Origin of the sequence: Ovoidimarina sediminis (assembly GCF_032586175.1) — a bacterium.
GTDB classification, from domain to species: domain Bacteria; phylum Pseudomonadota; class Alphaproteobacteria; order Rhodobacterales; family Rhodobacteraceae; genus Ovoidimarina; species Ovoidimarina sediminis.
The window spans coordinates 51748-72628 of record NZ_JAWHTE010000007.1; the positions used below are offsets into that span (position 1 = coordinate 51748).

Consider the following 20881-nt stretch of genomic DNA (forward strand, 5'->3'; position numbering starts at 1 on the left):
CAGGAGTTTCCGCCTATGCCCGACGTTTCCGAGCCAGAGGCGCTGGACTGGATCCGCGTTGCCCATGTCGACGACCTGCCGGAGGGCCGGGTGAAGACGGTGACCGCGCGCACCGTATCGATCTGCCTGTCGCATTTCGAAGGGCAGTGGGCGGCGATGGACAACCATTGCCCGCACCAGCGGGGGCCGCTGGGGGAAGGATCGATCGAGAAGGGCGTGGAAGGCAAATGCTGGATCCGCTGCCCCTGGCATGGGTGGGATTTCGATCCGCTGACCGGGAAGCCGCCCGGTGGCCACGAGGATTCCGGGCAAAGGATCTATCCGCTCGACATCCGGAGTGGTGAGATCTTCGTGGGCCTCGAGCCCGAGGCCCCGCATACCCGCACCGCGACCGATGTGATGGCGGAGACGATGGTGAATTGGGGCGTCCGCCATGTCTTCGGCATGGTCGGGCACTCGAATCTTGGGCTGGCCGACGCGATCCGCCGCCGGGTGGGCGATGGTGAGATGCGCTATGTCGGGATCCGCCACGAAGGGGCGGCGGCCTTCGCCGCTTCCGCCTATGGCAAGCTGACGGGGCATCCCGCTGCCTGTCTGACCATCGCGGGGCCCGGGGCCACGAACCTTCTGACCGGGCTTTGGGACGCGAAGGTGGACAGGGCACCGCTTCTGGCGCTGACCGGGCAGGTGCAGACCCAGGTCTTCGGGCCTAGGGCGTTTCAGGATATCGATCTGGCGTCGGCCTTCGAGGCGGCGACGCGGTTCTCCCAGACCGTTCTGAGCACGTCGAACCACGCCGAACTGATGTCGCTGGCGTGCAAGAGTGCGATCGTCGAACAGGACGTTGCGCATCTGATCTTCCCCGATGACATGCAGACCTTGCCGAGCGATGCTTCCGCGCGCGGTCCTGAAGGCCGCGTCGGACGCAGCGTTGTGCATCCCGACTCCGAGGATCTGAATGCGGCGGTTGCACTGATGAACGGGGCGAAACGGCCCTGCATCGTGCTGGGGCACGGGGCATGGGAAGTGCGCGAAAAGGCCATTGCGCTTGCCGAGGCGCTTGGCGCGCCGATTCTGACGACCTTCAAGGCCAAGGGCATCATTCCCGACGATCACCCGAATGCCGCCGGCGTTCTGGGGCGGTCCGGCACGCCGATCGCAAGCTGGTTCATGAACGAGACCGATTTGATGATCTGCCTTGGTACATCGTTCTCGAACCATACCGGGATCGATCCGGGGAAACCGACGATCCAGGTCGATACCGACCGGATGCAACTGGGCAAGTTCCATTCCGTCACCCTGCCGGTCTGGGGCGAGATCGGGGCGTTCTGCGATGCCGTCACCTCGCGGATTGAACGGCCCGAGGGTGCAGCGAACGCCGTGGCGGAACTGGCCGAACGGTGGGCGTTCTGGCGTGAGGAAAAGGCCACGCGGCTGACCGAGGATCTCGGGCAAGGCATCGCCTCGGCGGCGGTCTTCGCGGAACTGAGCCGGCTTGCGCCTGAGGACGCGATCTTCGCCGTCGATGTGGGCAACAACACCTATTCCTTCGGACGGTATCTTGAGACGAAGGGCAGCCAGCGGGTGCTGATGTCGGGCTATCTGGGCTCGATCGGCTTCGGCTTTCCCGCCGCCATGGGGGCCTGGGCCGCGACGCAGGATTTCGTGCATCTGAAGGGCCGCAAGGTTATCGGGATTTCGGGTGATGGCGGGTTCGGGCAATACCCGATGGAGTTCACGACAGCCGTCAAATACGGGATGAACATCACGCATATCCTGCTGCACAACGGCCAGCTCGGAAAGATCTCGAAAGAGCAGAAGGCCGGGGAATGGCCGGTGTGGGAAACCGATCTGGTGAATCCTTCCTTCGCCGCCTTCGCCCGGCTGTGCGGCGGCACCGGTCTCAAGGTGACGCAGCCCGGCGAGCTCGCTGCGGCGATGGAAGAGGCGCTGGCCGCGAAGGGCCCGGCGCTTCTGGAAGTCATGACGGATGCGGAGCTCGTCTAGCGCGAAGGGCACTCTCGCCTGTCTTCATCGTGATTTGCCGGGGGGGCGGTTTCCGGGCATTGCCGGACGGAGACTCTCGGGGAGGGAAAGCACATGGCACGTATCGTGACGTTTCTGTTCGTCCTGCTTGCGGGTATTCCGGCGTTCGCGGACGAGGACATGGCGCCGCGCGAAGGCTGGAAGGTTTATCCGACCGAACGGGCCTTCGACGCGCTTCTTCAGAACCTCACGGCAGCGGCCAAGGCGAACAAGATGATCATCGTCACCCAGGCCGGGCCGACGAAGGCGGCGAAGGCACGGGGGATCGAGATCCCCGAAAACCGCGTGCTGGGACTTTTCAACAACCAGTTTGCAGTCGAGATCCTGCGGCTTTCGACCGCTGCCATGATCGAGGCCCCGATGCGGATGTACCTTACCGAGAACGCCGATGGGACCGCGACGCTAAGCTACAAGCTGCCCTCTTTCGTCTCCGCGCCTTATGCCGATGAAGGTGGGGCGGAGCTTGCCGATGCCGCCGCCCGGCTTGACGCGATCTTCGAGGCGATTGCCTTGGACGCGACCCGCTGACAAAACGAGGGCGGGAGGAAGAGACATGCAGCAAGACCGCGCCGCCGACATTCTGGCCCGACGTCTCTACGAGGCTGGATGCCGCCACGCATTCGGGATGCCCGGCGGCGAGGTTCTGACGCTTCTCGACGCTCTGGAGCGTGCGGGGATCGCGTTTCACCTGATCAAGCACGAGAATGCCGGGGGCTTCCTGGCCGAGGGTGCACATCACATGGACGGGGCGCCACCGATCCTTGTGAGCACGGTGGGGCCGGGACTGATGAACGCGGTCAACGTGGTGGCCAATGCCGAACAGGACAGGGTGCCGCTGATCGTCCTGTCGGGCTGCATCGATGCCGACGAGGCGCTGACCTATACCCATCAGGTGCTTGATCACCGCGCCGTTCTGGCACCCATCACGAAGGCGACCTTCACGTTGACGGCCGAGGGGGCAGATACGATTGCCGACAAGGCGCTTGCCATCGCGACCGATCCGCGCGAGGGGCCGGTTCTGATCGATGTGCCGATTTCGGTCGCCGATGCAACGGCGGTATCGGGCACCCGGCGCCGCATCCCGCCAGCGCCCGTCGTGCCCTCGGGCGAGGTTCTGGAGAGGATGCGCGCCTATCTAGCGGCGGCGGAACGCCCGGTGATGATCGTGGGGCTCGATGTTCTCAAGGATGGAGCCGCGGGCGATGTCCAGTCTTTCGCCGAGGCGTTCAGCATCCCGGTGATCACGACGTACAAGGCGAAGGGCGTGCTGGACGAAGCGCATCCCCTTGCCTTGGGCGGTGCGGGATTGTCGCCGCTTGCGGACCGGCACCTCGTTCCATTTGTCAGCGGTGCCGATCTGATCCTTTGCGTAGGCTACGATCCGATCGAGATGCGGACGGGCTGGCGCGAAATCTGGGATCCGGCGCAGCAGGCGGTCATCGACATTCATGCGGCGCCGAACACCCATTACATGCACCAGGCCACGCTGTCGGTAATCGGCCATACCGGGGCGGCGCTCAAGGCGATGGCGGCCGGAATTGCGCCGCGCGTCACCTGGCCCGGCGGAGAGATCCCGGCGCTGAAGGCCGCGCTGGCTCGGGCCTTTCCCGAGGACGAGGCCTGGGGGCCCGGCGCGGTGATTGCCGAAGCGCGCCGCGTCCTGCCACCTGAAACAGTGGCCACCGTCGATTCCGGCGCGCACCGCATCCTGCTAAGCCAGATGTGGAGGTGCCCGGCCCCGAAGACGCTTTTGCAATCCACCGGCCTTTGCACCATGGGCTGCGCCCTGCCGCTTGCGATGGGTGCGTCACTTGCCGCTTCGGATCGCCCGGTCGTTGCCTTCACAGGCGATGGCGGGTTCCTGATGGTCGCCGGGGAACTGGCAACGGCCGCAGAGCTTGGATTGAAGCCGATCGTCATCGTATTCGCCGATGCGTCGCTTGCGCTGATCGAATTGAAACAGCGGCAGCGGCAGTTGAAGAATGCGGGCGTCGACTTTGCCCATCACGATTTCGCGGCCCTCGGCCGGGCCTTCGGCGGTGCGGGCGAGACGGTGCGCAACCGCGACGAGTTGCGGGCCGCGCTTGCGCGGGCGCTCGAGGCGGAGACCTTCACCGTCATCGCGGCCGAGATCGAGGGGCAAGGCTATGACGGACGGATCTGACGCCGCCGGGCCACTTGCGGGGGTCATTGTCCTCGATCTGTCGCGCATCCTCGCCGGACCGACCTGCACCCAGCTGCTGGGCGATCTGGGCGCAACCGTGATCAAGATCGAGAATCCGGCAAGCGCGGGCGATGACACCCGCCAGTGGGGCCCGCCGTTCGCGGCGGGATGCGACGGGGCTCCCACGGATCTTTCGAGCTACTTCATGTCGGCAAACCGCAACAAGCTGTCGATTGTCCTCGACATTGCGACGCCCGAGGGGCAGGCGACCGTCAAACGGATCGCGGCGCGCGCAGATATCTTCATCGAGAACTTCAAGCCCGGCGGGCTTCTGAAATACGGGCTCGACCACGAGAGCGTTCTTACCGCGCATCCCGGCCTGATCTATTGCTCGATCTCGGGTTTCGGCCAGACCGGGCCCAACCGCGACAAGCCGGGCTATGACCTGATGGCGCAGGGCTATGGCGGGATCATGTCGCTTACCGGCGAGGTGGACGGCGCGCCGATGAAGGTGGGCGTGGGCATCGCCGACGTGATGTGCGGGATGTACGCGACGACCGGCATCCTCGCCTCGCTTCGGCACCGCGACAGGACGGGACAGGGCCAGCATATCGATCTTTCGCTTGTCGACAGCCAGGTGGCCTGGCTGATCAATGAAGGTGTCGCGCATCTGACGACCGGCGGGCCGCGGCCCCGGCGCGGAAACCAGCACCCGACAATCGTGCCATACCAGACCTTCACGACCTCGGACGGGCACGTCCTCGTCGCGGTGGGCAATGACAGCCAGTTCCAGAGGTTCTGTTCGTTTCTTGGCCGGGACGACCTTGCCCGGGATGCCGACTTTGCGACCAACCCGATGCGTGTGAAGAACCGCGACAGGCTGATCCCGGTGCTTGAGGGCGAACTTTCCCGCCGCGCTTCTGAGGAAGTGGTGACCGGCCTCGAAGCGCTGAAGGTGCCCGTCGGGCCCGTTCACACGGTCGAACAGGTCTTCGCCTCCGATCAGGTGGCGGCGCGCGGTATGCGCATCGACATGGCGCGGGAGGATATCGACCGCAGCGGCGTGGAGCTGATCGGCAACCCCCTGAATCTGTCGAAGACGCCGTGTACCTACCGACACCCTCCGCCCCGGTTCGGGGAGCACAGCGAACGCATTCTGCGCTGGCTCGACAGCGACGACGCGCTGCCCTGACGGCCGAGTTCAAGGGGCATCCAAACGGGCATATCGGTTCTGGCGCGGGCGGGAAATGGCCGCCGCGCGCTGCGTTTCGCAACATACGATCACAGACTTCATGCATTCACTCACATGTCCGTCATATCGGGGCCCCCGCCTTTGACACAAAGCAGCCAATCCTATTCCGTTTTGCTCGACCCTCCTAAACGGAAGCAGCGTTACCCTCATGCAAACCGATATCTTTCGCCAGGAAACGACACTTGCGTCCTCCATGGCCCTGGCCGCCTGGAACGACACGCAGATGGCCTTTCTGGCCCATGGCGCGGTGACCCCGGAGCATCTGGCCCGAACACTCGAGGCAGAGCCGGGCTTCGCGCTCGGTCACGCGGTGAAAGGGCTGTTCCTGATGCTTCTGGGCCGAGGCGAGCTTGTGCCGACCGCGGCGGAGGCCCTGCAGGCGGCAGAGAACGCGGTGCGGGACGGCGCCGTCAGCGCACGTGAGCACGCCTTTGTTCTGGCGCTCGGGGAATGGCTTTCCGGCCGGCCCTCGCTGGCCGTGCACCGGCTTGACGAGGTTCTGTCGAAAAACCCGGGCGATACGCTGGCAATGAAACTCTCGCATGCGATCCGGTTCGTTCTTGGCGATGCGGCAGGGATGCGACGTTCGATCGAAACCGTGCTTCCGGCCTATGACGCGGATCATCCGGGGCGGGGCTATCTTCTGGGCTGCCACGCTTTTGCACTTGAGGAGACCGGCGAGTATCAGGAGGCCGCGCGTGCGGGGCGTGCTGGGCTTGAACTTGCGGCTGACGATGCCTGGGGCCTGCATGCCGTGGCCCATGTTTATGACATGACCGGCGACAGCCGGGGCGGGATCGACTGGCTGAGCGGGCGGGAAGCGGCCTGGGCGCATTGCAACAATTTCCGGTTCCACGTGTGGTGGCACAAGGCCCTCATGCACCTCGATCTCGGGGAGACGGAGACGGTGCTTTCCCTCTACGACACCCTGATCCGGGCGGAGCGGACCGACGACTACAGGGATATTTCGAATGCGACCTCGCTTCTGATGCGGCTGGAGCTTGAAGGCGTCGATGTGGGCGCGCGCTGGAATGAACTGGCGGATCTTTCTGCGGCGCGAACGGAAGATGGCAGTCTTGTCTTCGCCGATCTCCACTATCTATTGGCGTTGATCGGAGACAGGCGGGAGGACGCGGTCATCAAGCTTCTGCGCCGGTTGAAGGACGATGCGGACCGTTCCGCTTCGGAGGCGGATGCGCGCATGGCACATCCCGGCGTCGCCGCGGCAACGGGGTTGAGGGATTTCGGCGAAGGCGCCTATCGGACAGCCTTCACCCACCTCGCGCGCGCCCGGCGGCAGATGCATCTTGCCGGCGGCAGCCACGCGCAACGCGATATCTTCGAGCGCCTTACGATTGATGCGGGTCTTCGCGCAGGAATGCTTGAACAGACCGAGGCGATCCTGAACGACAGGACTGCCCGGCGCGCCAGAACGGATGACGCCTATGCCATGACGCGCCGCGCGATGATCGAGGCGGCGCGCCGGGGATCGGCACGGTCGAACCGGGTTCCGGCTGAGTGATCAGGAGCTGGTTGGGCGGGGCGGACGAGTATGACCATGGTGACGACATCGCCGGAACGGGAACAGGCGCGCGCGGCGTCGCACGCCGTGCCTGACCGCACGCTGCGCGACCCGCGGCTCGATTTCTTCCGCGGGATCGCGATGTTCATCATCCTTTTTGCCCATACGCCGGGGAACTTCTTCACCTCCTGGATTCCCGCGCGCTGGGGCTTTTCCGACGCAACCGAAATCTTCGTCTTCTGTTCGGGCATGGCTTCGGCCATTGCCTTCGGAAAAACCTATGACCGCTCTGGCTGGCGGCTGGGCACGGGCCGGGTGATCTACCGGGTCTGGCAGGTCTACTGGGCGCATATCGGGCTGTTCTTCACTATCGCGATGCTGATGGCGGCGCTGAACATCTATGGCGATTTCGACAAGAACTACGTCGGCTCGCTGAACCTCTGGAAGTTCTTCGCCGATCCCGGGCCGCAGCTCGTGGGCCTATTCACCCTCACCTATGTGCCGAACTATTTCGACATCCTGCCGATGTACCTCGTGATCCTCGCCATGATGCCGGTGGTCATGGCGCTTTCCTATGTCTCGCTCTGGCAGACGGCGGCGGGGGTCGCCGTCGTCTGGCTTTTCGCACAAAGCGCGCTTCTGGAATGGCTGGGCGTCGGGCATCTGGCGATCAATTTCCCCGCAGAGCCGTGGTCGGACCGCGAGTGGTTCTTCAACCCGTTCGGCTGGCAACTTATCTTCTTCACCGGCTTTGCGTTCATGCGGGGCTGGATCCCGGCGCCGCCGGTGAAGGGCTGGCTGATCGCTGTGGCGGCGGTGATCGTTCTTACAAATATTCCCCTGTCGAATATCGGGGTGCGAGAGTTCGGCTTCGACTGGGCGCGGGAGTGGCGCATCGAAAACCGGAGCTGGTTCAACAAATCCGATTTCGGGATCCTGCGCTACGTACATTTTCTCGCGCTCGCCTACCTCGCCTGGGCCGCCGCCGGCGTGCAGGGGGCGCGGCTGATCGCGACGGGCGACGGGATGCTTGAGCGTTGGTGGGACAGGATTGTGCGGGTTGTCATGAAGGTCGGGCAGCAGTCGCTTGCGGTCTTCGTCTTCTCGATGGTCTTTGCGCGGATCCTCGGCGTCGCGCTTGATGTCGCCGGGCGGTCGACGCTGAACACAACGCTTGCGAATTTTGTGGGGATCGCGGCCCTGATTGTCGTGGCCTACACCGTGGCGTGGTTCAAGGGCCAGCCGTGGCGCCCCAAGGCGCGGCCGTCGTGACGCTTGGCCGTCGTCAGATGCTTGCGGTTCTTGCCGCTGCCGCCCTTGCCCCCAGGGCGGGGGCCGACCCGGTTTTCAAGGGCGCGGCGCGGCCCTTTTCGGAAGACTGGCTGGAGGCGGAGGCGCGGCGTCTTTCCATGGCCACCTATCAGCCCCGCCCGCAGGTGCCGCAGGGCTGGCGGGATCTGACCTACGAACAATACCGCTCGATGTGGTTCGATCCGCGCAACGCGCTCTGGAACGACACCGACGCGCCCTTCAAGATCGATTTCTTTCACCCCGGCCTCTATTTCCCGCGCGCGGTCGAGATCAACGTGATCGAGAATGGCGAGGCCCGGACGCTCGCCTTCGACCCGACGCTTTTCGACAAGACCGACAAGTTTCCCGATCTGCCGGTGGACGCGACGATGGGCTATTCCGGCCTGCGCCTGCGCGCCGCGCTTCAGAAGGCCGGTGTCTTTACCGAATTCGCGGTGTTCCAGGGCGCCAGCTATTTCCGGGGGATCGGCAGGGGCCAGACCTATGGCCTGTCGGCCCGGGGGCTTGCCGTCAACACGGCGGAACCGGCGGGCGAAGAGTTTCCGGAATTCACGCGCTTCTGGCTGGAAACACCGGCGCCCGGTGATCCGCAGATGGTGGTGCATGCGCTTCTCGACGGCCCGTCGGTCGCGGGGGCCTATCGCTTTGCCATAACCCCGGGCCTGCCGATGACGATGCAGGTGAGCGCCAGGTTGTATCCGCGTATCCCGCTTGAGCACGTGGGCATCGCGCCGCTGACGTCGATGTTCTTCTTCGACGAAACGAACCGCGCGGGACATGACGATTTCCGCTCGGCTGTACATGACAGCGACGGTCTCATGATTCACAACGGGGCGGGAGAGCTTCTGTGGCGCCCTCTTGCCAACCCCGCCAGGCTTCAGGTGTCGAGCTTCGTGGATGACGGGCCGTCGGGCTTCGGTCTGATGCAGCGCTCCAGAGCCTTCGAGGCATTCGGCGATCTCGAGGCGAAGTATCACGACCGCCCGTCGCTGTGGATCACCCCAGGCGAGGATTGGGGGCCCGGGGCCGTCACCCTCGTAGAGATCCCGACGGATCTGGAGATCTATGACAACATCGTCGCCTACTGGCGGCCACGCATGGCGCTCGATTCGGGCATGGCGCACCGGTTCAGCTATCAGATGTCGTGGGGCGGGGAGCCGCCGCGCCCCCGGGCTGTCGCACCCGTTCTGAACACGCGGATCGGCGGCAATTTCGACCGCTCGAAAACGCTGGTCGTCATAGATTTCGCCGATCACCCAAACCTGCGCGGCGATATCGATACGCTGGTGAAGCACGTGAGTTCCAATCGCGGCAAGGTGTCTGACGGGGTTCTGAAACAGAATCCCGAGACAGGCGGGCTGCGCCTGACTTTCAGTTTCGATCCCGGCAAGGCGCCCGCGGTGGAACTGCGCGCGCAACTGGTGCGGGACGGCCGGTCGCAGACCGAGGTCTGGCTATACCGCTGGACGGCGCCATGACGCAGGGATCCGCGGAATCCGCCAAGGCATCTCTGCCGCTCGCGCTTTACATGCCGCCGGAGAAGCCGCTTCAGCATCCGCGGCAGGATCTCAAGCGGCCGTTCCGCGACAATGCCGCCCCCGGGCTAACGCGCCGGCGCCGCGCCGCGATCTGGCGGGTCGTGACCTTCCTGCCCGCGCTTCTGGCGACCCTCGTTCTGGTCGTGATCGTTGGTAACTTCTTTGCCATGGGCGGGCTGTCCCTGCCGGAAGCGCTGCTTATCGGGTTGATGGCGGTGACGTTCTTCTGGATCTCGCTTGCGGTTTCGAACGTGACCGTCGGGTTGGTGAGCCTTATCGGTGCCGCGCCCCCGAAAGCGAAGGCGGCCGTCGCGCCGATCGAGGTGGCGCTTCTGGTGCCCGCCTATCAGGAGATTCCGTGGGACGTGTTCGGCAATGCCGCGGCGATGCTTGACGAGCTGAGCGCGCTACCGCATGTGCACCGCTTCTCGCTCTTCATCCTGTCGGATACGCACGACCTGGCGCTTGCGGAACAGGAGCTTCGCGCCTTCGCCGCGCTCAGGGCCAAGCTGCCGCACGGCACCCGGGTACATTACCGGCGACGGCCGATGAACACCGACCGGAAGATCGGCAACCTTGCCGACTGGGTTGAACGCTGGGGCGGAAGCTACGAGGCGATGCTGGTGCTCGACGCCGACAGCCTGATGTCGGGCGAGGCGATCATTGCGCTCGCCGACGAGCTTTCGGGCGATCCAAGCGCCGGCCTGATCCAGTCATGTCCGCAGCTTTTCGGGGCCGAAACGGTTTTCGGGCGGGTGCAGCAGTTCGCCTCGACGATCTATGGTGCGGTTCTGGCGGAAGGCATCGCGACATGGTCGGACCGCGAGGGCAACTACTGGGGCCACAATGCGATCATCCGCACAGCGGCCTTCGCGGCGTCGGCGAGGCTGCCCAGGCTTCACACCTTCCGCGCGAAGGATGCGCTGATCCTCAGCCACGATTTCGTCGAGGCCGGGCTATTGCGCCGGGCGGGCTGGGGCGTGCGGTTCCTCCCGCGGATACGCGGAAGCTATGAAGAGGTTCCGGCCACGCTGATCGACTATGTCCGCCGGGACCGGCGCTGGTGCCAGGGCAACCTGCAGCATCTGAGCATCCTGACCACTCGTGGCTTCCACTCGGTCAGCCGGTTCCACATGTTTCACGGGGCGATGAGCTACATGCTGTCGCCCGCGTGGTTCGCGCTGCTGACGGTCTGGGCGCTTATCGGCGCAGGACAGGAGCGGAACGTGATCACCTATTTCTCGGGCCTGAACCCGCAGGTCGTCTGGCCCGAGATGAGCTCGTTCAACAACATGCTCATGCTTGCCTTCATGTACGGGATGCTGCTTGCCCCGAAATTCGTGGGGACTATCGCGCTTCACCGTTCCGGTGTGCGGCTGAGCGAGGTGGGCGGGCCGGTGCGGTTCGCCGCGTCGTTTCTTGCAGAACTCCTTTTGTCGATCCTCTATGCGCCGATACTGATGGTGCAGCAGACCATCGCGGTGATCCGCACGGCACTTGGCATTCGTGAAGGTTGGGTGCCGCAGCCACGGCAAGGCGGGCGCTACGGGCCCGGGACGCTGATCAAGTTCCACGCGCTCGAGACGATTGTGGGTGCCCTCCTCGTCGGGGGTATGGTGCACGGCCTCGTGACGCTTTGGCTTCTGCCGGTGGCCGTTTCGCTATTGGGTGCGGTGCCGCTTTCGGCGCTGTCCGGCCTTCGCCTCACGCGGTTCCGCTGGACCCAGCGGGTTCTGGGGACGCCCGAAGTGTTCGACGCGCCGCCGATCATCCGCGGCGCCAGGGCGCATCGCGCCGCGCTGCGCGACACCCTGGCGGGGCCGGATCGGATCGCTGCGGAGTGACGTGCCGCTACTGCGTGGGCGACGGCGGCAGCGCCTCGAACCAGTCGAGCGCGATATTGGCCCAGCCCTTTGGGACGCCGTGCCCTCCGGGGAACAGTACAAGCTCAAGAGATCCCCGGTCACAGCTGTCCCACGCACGGCGCCACCAGTTCTCATCCATCTCGAACCTGTCGGCCCTGAGCCGGTTGCAGCCATTCGTCTCGCGCCAGACTTGCATGGTGTAAAAGATATCGCCCTGCGTGAGCCCGGGGCGAAGCGGGCGGCCCTCCAATGGCACAGTGCCGTCCGTCCAGCCATGGGTGTGGAACAGATCGACGGGCCCCGCGCAGGCGTCAAGCTCGGGATGCGGGCGCCAGAACCCGCCCGCGACGGGGGCGAAGCCTTTCGCGAGGTCGGGATGCTCGCAGGCGAGGTAGGTTGTCATCGATCCGCCGATGGAAAACCCGCCAAGAAGGATGCGATCGGGATCGACCCGGTGTTTCGCACTCGCATCCGCGATCACCTCCCGCAGGAAGGCTGCCTCGTCACGTATTTTTTCGCGGCCCGGGAAGAACGACCAGCTTGAGGAGAACCGCGAGTCTGGGCGTTTCAACCCCTGAGGGCCGATCACCGCGTAGCCGCGATCGAGCGCCTGGCCCATCATGCGGACCATCGACTCTCCCTTCCCGCCCGCACCGTGCAGGAATACGAGCGCCGGGAAGGGCCCGTCGCCTGCTGGAAGATCGATGTGATATTCGCCCGAGGAGATGGTGCAGGCCCCTTCTGCGCCGTTGCATGCCGCAGCCGCGGGGCCGGCGATGAATGCCGCCGCAAGTGCCCATATCCAACGCATGCTAGCTCCGATCCAAAGGCAGGTTCCGCTTGATCCAGCCGGGCCCGGCGCCAGAGCCGAGCATTCCTTCCGGCACGTCGATGATGGCGGTAAATCCAGCCTCCGTCAGCCTGTTCGTAAGCCGCGCCGACCGCACGCCGCGGGCGCAGATCAGCGCGATCGGCGCATCGCGCCGGCCTTTGGCGAGCTTGTCCAGTTCCTCGATGAAATCCTCGCGCCTGAGATCGAGGCGCACGCCGCCTTCTGGGCTGCCTGTCGCGGCCCACTCGTCGGGGCGGCGAATGTCGACAAGAAGGATCTCGCCGGATCGCGCCGCCTCGTAGGCTTCCGGCGCGGTCAGCTGACGGGCATCCGTGCCTTCCGCCAGGAAGCTGTAGAAGGCGTTCCGCCCTCCGCCTACGTAGATTGCAGCCCCCGCAAGGCAAACCGCGCCGAGCCCGATAAGCGCCTGTCGCCGTGTCACGCGCGCCAACGCCCTAGCCCGCCCCTGCCACGTTCGCCGCGACGATAGTGGCCATGTGTTCCGGGGAGAGCACCGGGGGGAGCAGCGTCAGAACGCGGCCGCCTGGATCCAGGAGGTAGATGAAGCTTCCGTGGGAATAGACCGGCCCGAATTCGGGATCGGTAAACACCTCCTCGAAAGATACGTCATAGGCATCGTAGGCGACCTGAAGCGCCTCAGCCGTTCCCGTCAGCCCTACGAAGCCGGGGTGAAGATCGGCGAGCGGCCCGCCCATCGTGTCGATCCGGTCGCGTTCCGGATCGACGGTGACGAGCACCGGCGTGACCCTGAGCCCGCGCTCCGCGAGAATGTCGGAAACATCGGCCATTGCGGGAAGGGCGGCGGAACAGATCTCCTGGCAGTTCACGTAGCCGAAGAACAGAAGCTGTGCGTCGCTGTCAGGATCGGCCTCGCTGCGCGGATCGCCGTGCTGATTGGTCAGCTTGAAGGCGCCGCCGATGTCACCTGGCAGGCTGTCCCCCGCATGGCCCTGCACGGCCCAGAGCGCCAGTGACATACCAAAGGCTGCGACGACCCCGGCATTCAGCCTCATCGCGTGATGTCCCAGGCCTCTTGATGCGACAGGCCGAGGCCCAGATAGCCATGTTCGGCGATCTGGGAGAGCACGCGGGGGTCGCGGCGAAACCACGGACCCTTGCCCTTTGCCTCGGGATGTTCGTCGGCCCAGTTCTTCGTCCAGCGGCTGGCCTTCGTCCATTCGCTGTCTCCCACTCGTCGGATCGTCTGCACAAGATAGACATTCGTTGCGCCGACATAATCGTCCTCGATCAGAAGACCGTCGACCTCAACCTCCTCGCCGCAAAAGGGAAGAAGCTCGACCGCCGCCCCGGAAAAGGCAGGCTGCCCGTTCTTGTTCGGGAATGTCAGAACGCCGTCTGCGGCGCGGAGCAGGCCAAGCTGGCGGCCAGGCGTGCACGCGCTGTCGCAATCGCCCGCAACCTCGCACAGCATATCGACGACCCTGGCCCTGAAGAAGGCGGGCTGTTCGAAGCCAAGGTTCCAGGGTTTGGCTTCCGATCCTTCGGAGAAGTCGGGCCCGTCCTGGGCAGTGGCAGGAAGACCCGCGACAACAGAGGCAAGGAGGGCGGCAATCAGGGAAGTGCGTGTCATGGAACCGGGCCTCATTTCGCGGGATCCGGGATGGCGAAGGGCGGGATCACGCCGTAATCCTCGTGGGTCATGTTGATGATCCCCTCGTCCTCGACGATGCTTTCGATCGTGATGTAGTTCAGCCCGTCCCGGCGATAGACGGTCGCATCAGCCGTCACGGTATGGGCCGCGAGGGCGAGTTGCGTGTCGCCCGAGGCCGACTGATCGTCACCGTTGATCGACAGGATCATGTAGACGGTGCCGTCCTCGGCCAGAAGGCCCACTGGAATACCGCCTGCAGAACACCAGATTGCGCAGGTATGGTGCGCCGTGCCCTGAACTGCATCGGGGCCGCCCATCACGCCGGAGAAGTAACACCATGTGTCTATGAATTCGCCGCGTATCCGCTGCTGCTCGGCGGCCTCCGCAGGGACGGACAGAAACGGGATGGAGAGGCCCAGGATGAGGCCAAGGGCAGTGCGCATGTAGATCTCCCTTTTGGTGAGGTCGACGCTAGCATGCCGTTTCCGGCCAGGGGATCACATTTCCGGCAGGAGCCGTGTACTGGTCCCCGGATGAGAGACGATGCCCGTTTAGCGGGCAGGTGCCTGGAGCGCGGTAATCGCGATCATCGTCAGAATGTCATCGGCCGAACAGCCGCGGGACAGATCGTTTGCAGGACGGTCGAGCCCTTGCATGATCGGCCCGATGGCGGCCCAGCCGCCCAGGCGTTCGGCTGTCTTGTAGGCGAGGTTGCCCGCTTCGAGACTTGGAAACACCAGCACGTTGGCCCGGCCCGCCACTGGGGATGCCGGCGCCTTTGCCGCGGCGACCTCGGGAACTATGGCGGCGTCGAGCTGCAGTTCTCCGTCGGAAAGAAGATCGGGTCGCGCATTCTTCAGAAGCCGTGCCGCATCGCTCACTTTCCGGGCGGCGGCGTGCCGCGCGCTGCCCGCAGTCGAGAAGCTCAGAAGCGCGACAACGGGTGTGTCGCCCGTAAGCGCGGCGTAGGTGTCGGCGGATTGCGCGGCGATGACCGCCAGCGCCTCTGCGTCTGGTTCGACCGTCTGTGCGCAATCCGCAAAGAGAAGCGGGCGCTCGCGCACCATGAGGAAGGAGGACGAAATCAGCGGTGCGCCCGGTGCCGGCCCGATCGCACGTGCGGCAGCGCGCAGGACATCGGAACTGGTCGATCGCGCGCCAGCAAGGGTGCCGTCGGCATGGCCGGCACGCACGAGCATGGCGGCGAAGGTGAGGGGATCGCTCATTGCACGGGCCACCTTCTCCGCCGTGAACGCGCGGTGTCGGGGCAGGGCGGCGAAGGCCACGGCGAGGGCTGACGCATGCGGGCTGTCCGCCGGATCGTGTATCTCGAACCCGGAGATGTCGCCTTGTGCGAGAATCGGGGTTCGGGCCCCCACGAGAATGATGTCCGCAAGGCCTTGGTCCCGCGCCCCGCGCGCAGCCTCGATCACGCGCGGATCATCGGCATCTGCCAGCGCGATCCGGCGTCGGGCGGCCCGGGCGCGGGCATGAATGTCTTCGATCAGCGACATGGCCGGACGCTACGGTGCGGGCCCTGCGCGGGCAAGCCTACTCCGCGATCTCGGCCATGGCGGTTAGGAAGGCGGCCACTTCGCGCTCGGAATTGTAGTGGCACATCGAAACGCGCACGCAGGAGGGCAGGCCAAGGGGATCGAGGATATTGCCCGAATAGTGATCGGCCTTCCGGGTATGGGTGCGGATGCCCGCCGCATTCAGGCGGGCCACAACGTCCTGCGCATCGAGACCATCGACGGTGAGCGAAACAAGCCCCTCGCGCCGCGGGTTGTCGACGCCGCCGATCACGGTCACTCGCGGCATGTCGGCAAGACCCTTCAGGTTTCCCGTGCCGTGCAGCATGGCGTCCGTCAGCCGCGCCTCGTGGGCATGGATCGCCTCACCCGCCGCGACAAGGCGCGCGCGCCGGTCCGGGGCGCCGGAGACCTCACCCCCGAGCCAGTCGAAATAGGCCACCACATCCGAGAACGTCGCGTAGGCCCCGGTATCGCGGGTGCCGAGTTCCCAGGGATTGCCGGGCGCGTTCAGAAGGTGATCGTGGGGCAGGGCGGCAAGCCGGTCGGAAACCCAGGCCACGCCGTAGCCATGGCGCGAGAACGCCTTGTAGGGCGAGATCACGTAGCCGTCGATGCCATAGGCCGCGAGGTCGAGCCGGCCGTGGGCCGCGTGCTGGATCCCGTCGACGATGATCAGGCAGTCGGGTGCGACGCCCCGGATCGCGCCCGAGATTGCGACAAGATCGGTGCCCATCCCCGTCACGGGCGAGGTGTGGATGATCGTGGCGACGCGGGTGTCGGGAGTGATGTGTGCAGCATAGGCCGCTGCCTCGATCCCACCGGTGGCGTCGTCATGGGGGATGAGAACGTGGCGTATCCCGGCCTCCGCCGACCAGCGCGCGGCGGCGGACCGGGTAGCGGGGTGTTCGAGGGTGGAGCCGAGGATCACGCCGCCGTCCTGGGCAAGGCAGGCCGCCGAGATCAGGCGGAAGATCAGTTCGGTGCCGCTTTCGCCGACGAAGAACTGGCCGCCCGGTGCGTTGAAGAAGACGGCCATATCCGCTTTCGCGCGGTCGATGATCTCGACGAGCGCGTGGGAGGCCGGGTTGTCGCGCCCCTGATTGTCGGGGATCGCGGCGAAGCGGGCGGAGGTGTCGACCACCGATCTGAGCGTCAGCGCACCGCCTGCGTTCTCGAAGAAGATGCGCTCGCCCTGGAACGGGCAGGCATCGACGTGGGCAAAACGGTCGCGGATTTGCGTCAGGAGTTCTGGGGTGATTTCGGGCATCGGTCAGGGTCCGGCTGGTGTTTGGCCGAGGTCGATCCGATGCGGGAGGCGAAGTCAAGGCGGATGCAGGTTGATCCGGCGTGCGGGGCGGGTGAGGATTGCGGGTGTGTGCGTGAGAGGGTGCGGAATGGGCGGCAGGATCGTCTGGGCCCTCCACTCTGTTGGTCGTCGCCGACAACTAGCGCGGTTCCGTGGGTCTGCTGACAGGGACCGCCCGCGTTCAGAGAGGCCGCACCAGAAGCCGCTCCAAAAGCGCCGCGTGCAGGGCGTGCGGCGCCGCGATCACGCCGGGGGTGACCGGGTGGCGGTTGTTGAAGCGGAGCGCCGCGCCCGTCCGGTCGGTCACCTCAGCCCCCCCTTCGGCAGCGATCAGGCTGCCCGCGGCGATGTCCCATTCCCAGGCGTCGCGCAGCGTCAGCATACCGTCGAACCGGCCTTCGCCCACAAGGCTGAGACGATAGGCGAGCGAAGGGCGGAAATGCCGGTGAACGGGCGGCGCGCCCCCGGCCCAGTGGCTGTCGTCAAGCGCGGGCCGGGCGGCGAGGATGCGCGCACCGGTTTCCCGGGTGGCGGCTGAGGCTGCCAGGGGCCTGCCGTTCAGTTCCGCCCCGTGGCCGAGCCGTGCGGAAAAGAGCCTGTCCTTGATCGGCAGGTAGACGACGCCTGCTTTCACCACGCCGTCCTCGACCACCGCGATGGAATGCGACCAGGTGGCTTCGCCCGCGATGAAGGCGCGGGTGCCGTCGATCGGGTCGACGACGAAAAGCCGCCGGGCGGACAAGCGGGCGGGATCGTCCTCGGTTTCCTCGCTCAGCCAGCCGTAATCGGGCCGCGCGGCAGTCAGCGTTTCGCGCAGGTAGGTATCGACGGCGATGTCGGCCTCGCCCACCGGCCCGCCATCGGCCTTGTCCCAGACCCGGTTCGCGCCCTCGAAAAAGCCCCGGGCGATGTCCCCCGCCGCGCGGGCGGCGTCGGTCAGAAGATCAAGGTCATGCGCCGGCAATCGTCAGCCCTTCGACGAGGCAGGACGGCACGACGCGCGAAAGGTGCAACCGTGCGTCGTTCGCCGGCACCAGCGTGCGCAGCATGTCGCGCAGGTTGCCTGCCACCGTGCATTCGTTGACCGGATAGGTGATCTCGCCGTTTTCGACCCAGAAGCCAGAGGCGCCGCGCGAATAGTCGCCGGTCGTCTGGTTGATCGAGGTGCCAATCATAGACGTGACGAGAAGCCCCGTGCCCATCTCGCGGATCAGGTCATCCCGGCTTTGCGTGCCCTGGGTCAGTGCGATGTTGTGGTTCGAGGGATTGGGCGGCGAAGAGGTTCCGCGTGCCGCGTTCGCCGTGCTTTCGAGCCCAAGCTTGCGGGCAGTGGCGAGGTCGAGCGTCCAGCCCGTCAGCATGCCGTTCGCCACGATATCGCGGGCGCGGGTACGCAGCCCCTCGCCATCGAAGGGTTTCGAGGCCGAGGCGCGGAGACGGTGCGGATCCTCATGCAGCGACAGTGCGGGCGGCAGCACCTCTTCGCCCATCGCATCCCTGAGCCAAGAGGCCCCGCGCGCGATCGCGGTGCCGTTTGTGGCCTGCAACAGGTGGCCGATCAGGGACGCCGCGACACGCTCGTCGTAAAGCACCGGGTAGGCGCCGGTGGGCGGTTTCTTCGCGCCGAGCCGTGCGACGGTACGTTCGCCCGCGATCCGCCCGATCTCCGCTGCGTCCGGCAGGTCGGCCGCGAACACGCGCATCTCGCCGTAATAGTCGCGCTCCATCCCGGTGCCTTCGCCGGTGATCGCGACGCAGCTCAGGCTCGTGTCGGTGCGGCCGTATCCGCCTTCGAACCCGTTCGTACCCGCAAGATGGATGCGTCGGCGGCCATAGGTCGCGCTGGCCGATTGAACCATCGAAATGCCCTCGACCGCCAGCGCCGCCGCTTCCGCGTCCCGGGCCACGTCCTCGAGCGCGGAAGGGGCGGGTTCCGCCGCCGGATCCTCAAGTTCGAGGCCCTTTGCGTCGCGGATCTCCGACAACTGTCCCGGCTCGGCCAGCCCCACATGAGGGTCTTCCGGCGCTTCACGGGCCATCATCACCGCGCGTTCGGCCATTTCCGCGATCGTCCGGTCGGAAAGGTCGGAGGCCGAGACCGAGGCCTGCCGCGCACCGACGAGAACGCGCAAGCCGATCTCCAGCCCTTCGGCGCGTTCGGCCTGCTCGAGCGCCCCGGCGCGCACATCGACGGAGATCGACGTGCCATCGACAGCGATGGCATCGGCCGCGGTCGCACCGGCCTTGGTGGCGGCGTCGAGAAGACGCTGGGTCAGAAGCGACAAATCAGCGGTCATGGGTGTGTCCTGCGATCATCCCCCGCACCTAGTCCCGCAAGGGGGGCGCCGCAAGCCCGGGGCTTAGCGAATGCGCTGACCGTTCGCGATCACGGATCCGTCTTCCTTCAGCTCGATCGTGGACACCAGCGTATCCTCGCCATCCCCCGGCCGGGCGAAGAGGCCGAGCATCATGCGCGCGCCCATCGCCTGATCTTCGGGCAGAAGCCCGATCGCCACGAGGCTGTCGAGAAGTGCGTTGGCGCCGACAAGCCTGAGGTCGATCGCGCCCGCGGGGGTGGGCGGAACGGTGCTGTTGTCGAAAGCGAATGCGCCCGTGCCGGTCAGCGCTGCACCGGCAACGGACAGGTCCATCGCGTTGATATCGACCGACTGCACCTCGCCGGGCACCTCGCCCTCGGCCTCGACCTGTTCCATCACGGCGGGATCTGTCAGTTCGAAGAGCCAGCGGCCCTTGCCGGTGATGTCGATCTTGAGATTGGCGGGATCGCGCGGCAGGCCACCTGTCGGATCGATCATCGACCAGACGATGTCGGAAACTTCGAGGCCGGTAAGCTGTGAGGAGATCGCGAAATCCTGCATCTCGTCACTCTTGAGCAAGGGCAATCGCAGGCCCGAAGAGGTTTCGGCGATTTCAAGCGAGATCGGCGGAATCATCGCCCCCGGCGCGAGGAAGCTGATCGCCGTGCCGGTGCCCGCGCTTTGGTAGGAAAGGCCATCCGCGTCCAGGCGGGCCGACAGGCTTGCCGTCTCATTCGAGCCTTCGATGATGAATTGCTCGTCCGGGTCGGTCACATCGATCTTGTAGGCGAGCGGGCCCGAGGCGAACGTGCTTTCGGATGTCAGCCCGGCGCGCAGGAAGGCCCCCAACTCGTCGCCCGCCTGAAGCGGCGATATGGTTCCCGACGTCTGCCCTTCGATGGATTGCATGGTCAGCGACATGTTTCCGGCCGCTTCCTCGCCGGGGTCGTCGAACGAGAAAGAGGCCGCAAGCGCGCCCGCTCTGAAGGCATTATCGATGCTTCGGGGGCTTCCATCATTCCAGTTGTAGGTTCCCGAAACGCTGTCGGCGGCAACGGAGAAGTCGAGTGTGAAGGGGTCACCGCTGGCCTCGATACTGTCGAGCACCATTTCCATGCGATCGGCGGTATAGGCGTGGTCGATGTTCCCAGGATCGCCCGATGCGATCGTTTCCGCCCCCGTCACGTTGAGGAGGATGACCATGTTGACGGTTTCACCATTGACACCGTCGCCGTCGACCGTGATCCGGAAGGTCGGCGACGACGAGATCAAGACGGTGCCATCGCCTTGCTCGTCGAAGGTCAGTTCATCGAACTCCGTGACGATCGTGTCTCCGCCTGACACCAGCGTGGATACGAGGCCCTCAAGCCGCAGGGTTCCGTTCTCGCGCGTGGTTTGTGCGACCTGAAGGGTCTGGTTGGTATCTTCCAACATGGCCTGCCAGCTTTCCCATACGTCATCTGCGGTGACATCGGCCTGAGCGGGCAGGGAAAGAGCCGCGAGGGCGGCGGATATCATGAGAGTGGTACGGGTCATTCTGTGGGGGACCTTTTGAAACT

18 protein-coding genes are annotated in these 20881 nt (G+C 65.5%); 8 read left to right on the forward strand and 10 right to left on the reverse strand.

The genetic code is table 11. The features are described 5' to 3' along the window. The first annotated feature begins 15 nt into the window (after nt 1-15). From RXV90_RS10195 to mdoH, 8 genes are all read left to right on the forward strand, one after another. Nucleotides 16-2007, forward strand: coding sequence for a thiamine pyrophosphate-binding protein (locus RXV90_RS10195; protein WP_316648536.1), 1992 nt, complete (start codon nt 16-18; stop codon nt 2005-2007). A 93-nt stretch (nt 2008-2100) separates the two neighbouring features. After that, a complete protein-coding gene (locus tag RXV90_RS10200; protein WP_316648538.1) occupies nt 2101-2574 on the forward strand; it encodes a DUF302 domain-containing protein in 474 nt (157 codons plus the stop codon). Between the two features lie 25 nt (nt 2575-2599). Beyond that, entirely contained in the window at nt 2600-4210 is a 1611-nt protein-coding gene (locus RXV90_RS10205; RefSeq protein ID WP_316648540.1) for a thiamine pyrophosphate-binding protein, read from the forward strand. After that, complete coding sequence (locus RXV90_RS10210) at nt 4194-5402, forward strand: CaiB/BaiF CoA transferase family protein (RefSeq protein WP_316648542.1); 1209 nt, start codon at nt 4194-4196, stop codon at nt 5400-5402. Before RXV90_RS10205 ends, RXV90_RS10210 begins: the two co-directional genes overlap by 17 nt. A 208-nt stretch (nt 5403-5610) precedes the next feature. Continuing rightward, nucleotides 5611-6984, forward strand: a complete 1374-nt coding sequence (locus RXV90_RS10215; protein ID WP_316648543.1) for a tetratricopeptide repeat protein — start codon at nt 5611-5613, stop codon at nt 6982-6984. A 36-nt stretch (nt 6985-7020) separates the two neighbouring features. Further along, entirely contained in the window at nt 7021-8256 is a 1236-nt protein-coding gene (locus tag RXV90_RS10220; RefSeq protein WP_316648684.1) for an OpgC family protein, read from the forward strand. A 17-nt stretch (nt 8257-8273) separates the two neighbouring features. After that, the gene (locus RXV90_RS10225) at nt 8274-9773 is read left to right on the forward strand and encodes a glucan biosynthesis protein (protein ID WP_410482358.1); all 1500 of its coding nucleotides are present in this window, start codon (nt 8274-8276) and stop codon (nt 9771-9773) included. Next, on the forward strand, nt 9770-11677 hold the full coding sequence (gene mdoH, locus RXV90_RS10230) for a glucans biosynthesis glucosyltransferase MdoH (protein WP_316648545.1): 1908 nt from the start codon (nt 9770-9772) through the stop codon (nt 11675-11677). The genes RXV90_RS10225 and mdoH overlap by 4 nt, the downstream gene beginning before the upstream one ends. Before the next feature lie 7 nt (nt 11678-11684). Here the strand turns inward: mdoH and RXV90_RS10235 are convergent, their stop codons facing one another. From RXV90_RS10235 to RXV90_RS10280, 10 genes are all read right to left on the reverse strand, one after another. Beyond that, a complete protein-coding gene (locus tag RXV90_RS10235; RefSeq protein ID WP_316648546.1) occupies nt 11685-12509 on the reverse strand; it encodes a CE1 family esterase in 825 nt (274 codons plus the stop codon). Between the two features lies 1 nt (nt 12510). Beyond that, a complete protein-coding gene (locus tag RXV90_RS10240; protein ID WP_316648547.1) occupies nt 12511-12972 on the reverse strand; it encodes a rhodanese-like domain-containing protein in 462 nt (153 codons plus the stop codon). 13 nt (nt 12973-12985) lie between these two features. Continuing rightward, nucleotides 12986-13564 carry an SCO family protein gene (locus RXV90_RS10245; RefSeq protein ID WP_316648548.1) on the reverse strand — a complete coding sequence of 193 codons (579 nt, stop codon included), beginning with the start codon at nt 13562-13564 and terminating at the stop codon, nt 12986-12988. After that, on the reverse strand, nt 13561-14142 hold the full coding sequence (locus RXV90_RS10250; protein ID WP_316648549.1) for a hypothetical protein: 582 nt from the start codon (nt 14140-14142) through the stop codon (nt 13561-13563). Before RXV90_RS10250 ends, RXV90_RS10245 begins: the two co-directional genes overlap by 4 nt. Nucleotides 14143-14153: 11 nt before the next feature. Further along, nucleotides 14154-14606 (reverse strand): hypothetical protein, encoded by a 453-nt coding sequence (locus RXV90_RS10255; protein WP_316648550.1) that lies wholly within the window; start codon nt 14604-14606, stop codon nt 14154-14156. A gap of 108 nt (nt 14607-14714) precedes the next feature. Then, complete coding sequence (locus RXV90_RS10260) at nt 14715-15677, reverse strand: phosphate acyltransferase (protein WP_316648552.1); 963 nt, start codon at nt 15675-15677, stop codon at nt 14715-14717. Nucleotides 15678-15714: 37 nt separating this feature from the next. After that, nucleotides 15715-16965: an aminotransferase class V-fold PLP-dependent enzyme gene (locus RXV90_RS10265; protein WP_316648554.1), complete on the reverse strand. Its 1251-nt coding sequence runs from the start codon at nt 16963-16965 to the stop codon at nt 15715-15717. A gap of 220 nt (nt 16966-17185) precedes the next feature. Beyond that, nucleotides 17186-17968 carry a 3'(2'),5'-bisphosphate nucleotidase CysQ gene (locus RXV90_RS10270; RefSeq protein ID WP_316648555.1) on the reverse strand — a complete coding sequence of 261 codons (783 nt, stop codon included), beginning with the start codon at nt 17966-17968 and terminating at the stop codon, nt 17186-17188. Continuing rightward, nucleotides 17955-19301, reverse strand: coding sequence for a TldD/PmbA family protein (locus tag RXV90_RS10275; protein ID WP_316648556.1), 1347 nt, complete (start codon nt 19299-19301; stop codon nt 17955-17957). Before RXV90_RS10275 ends, RXV90_RS10270 begins: the two co-directional genes overlap by 14 nt. A 63-nt stretch (nt 19302-19364) precedes the next feature. After that, a complete protein-coding gene (locus tag RXV90_RS10280) occupies nt 19365-20858 on the reverse strand; it encodes a DUF2125 domain-containing protein (protein WP_316648557.1) in 1494 nt (497 codons plus the stop codon). Nucleotides 20859-20881: the final 23 nt, after the last annotated feature.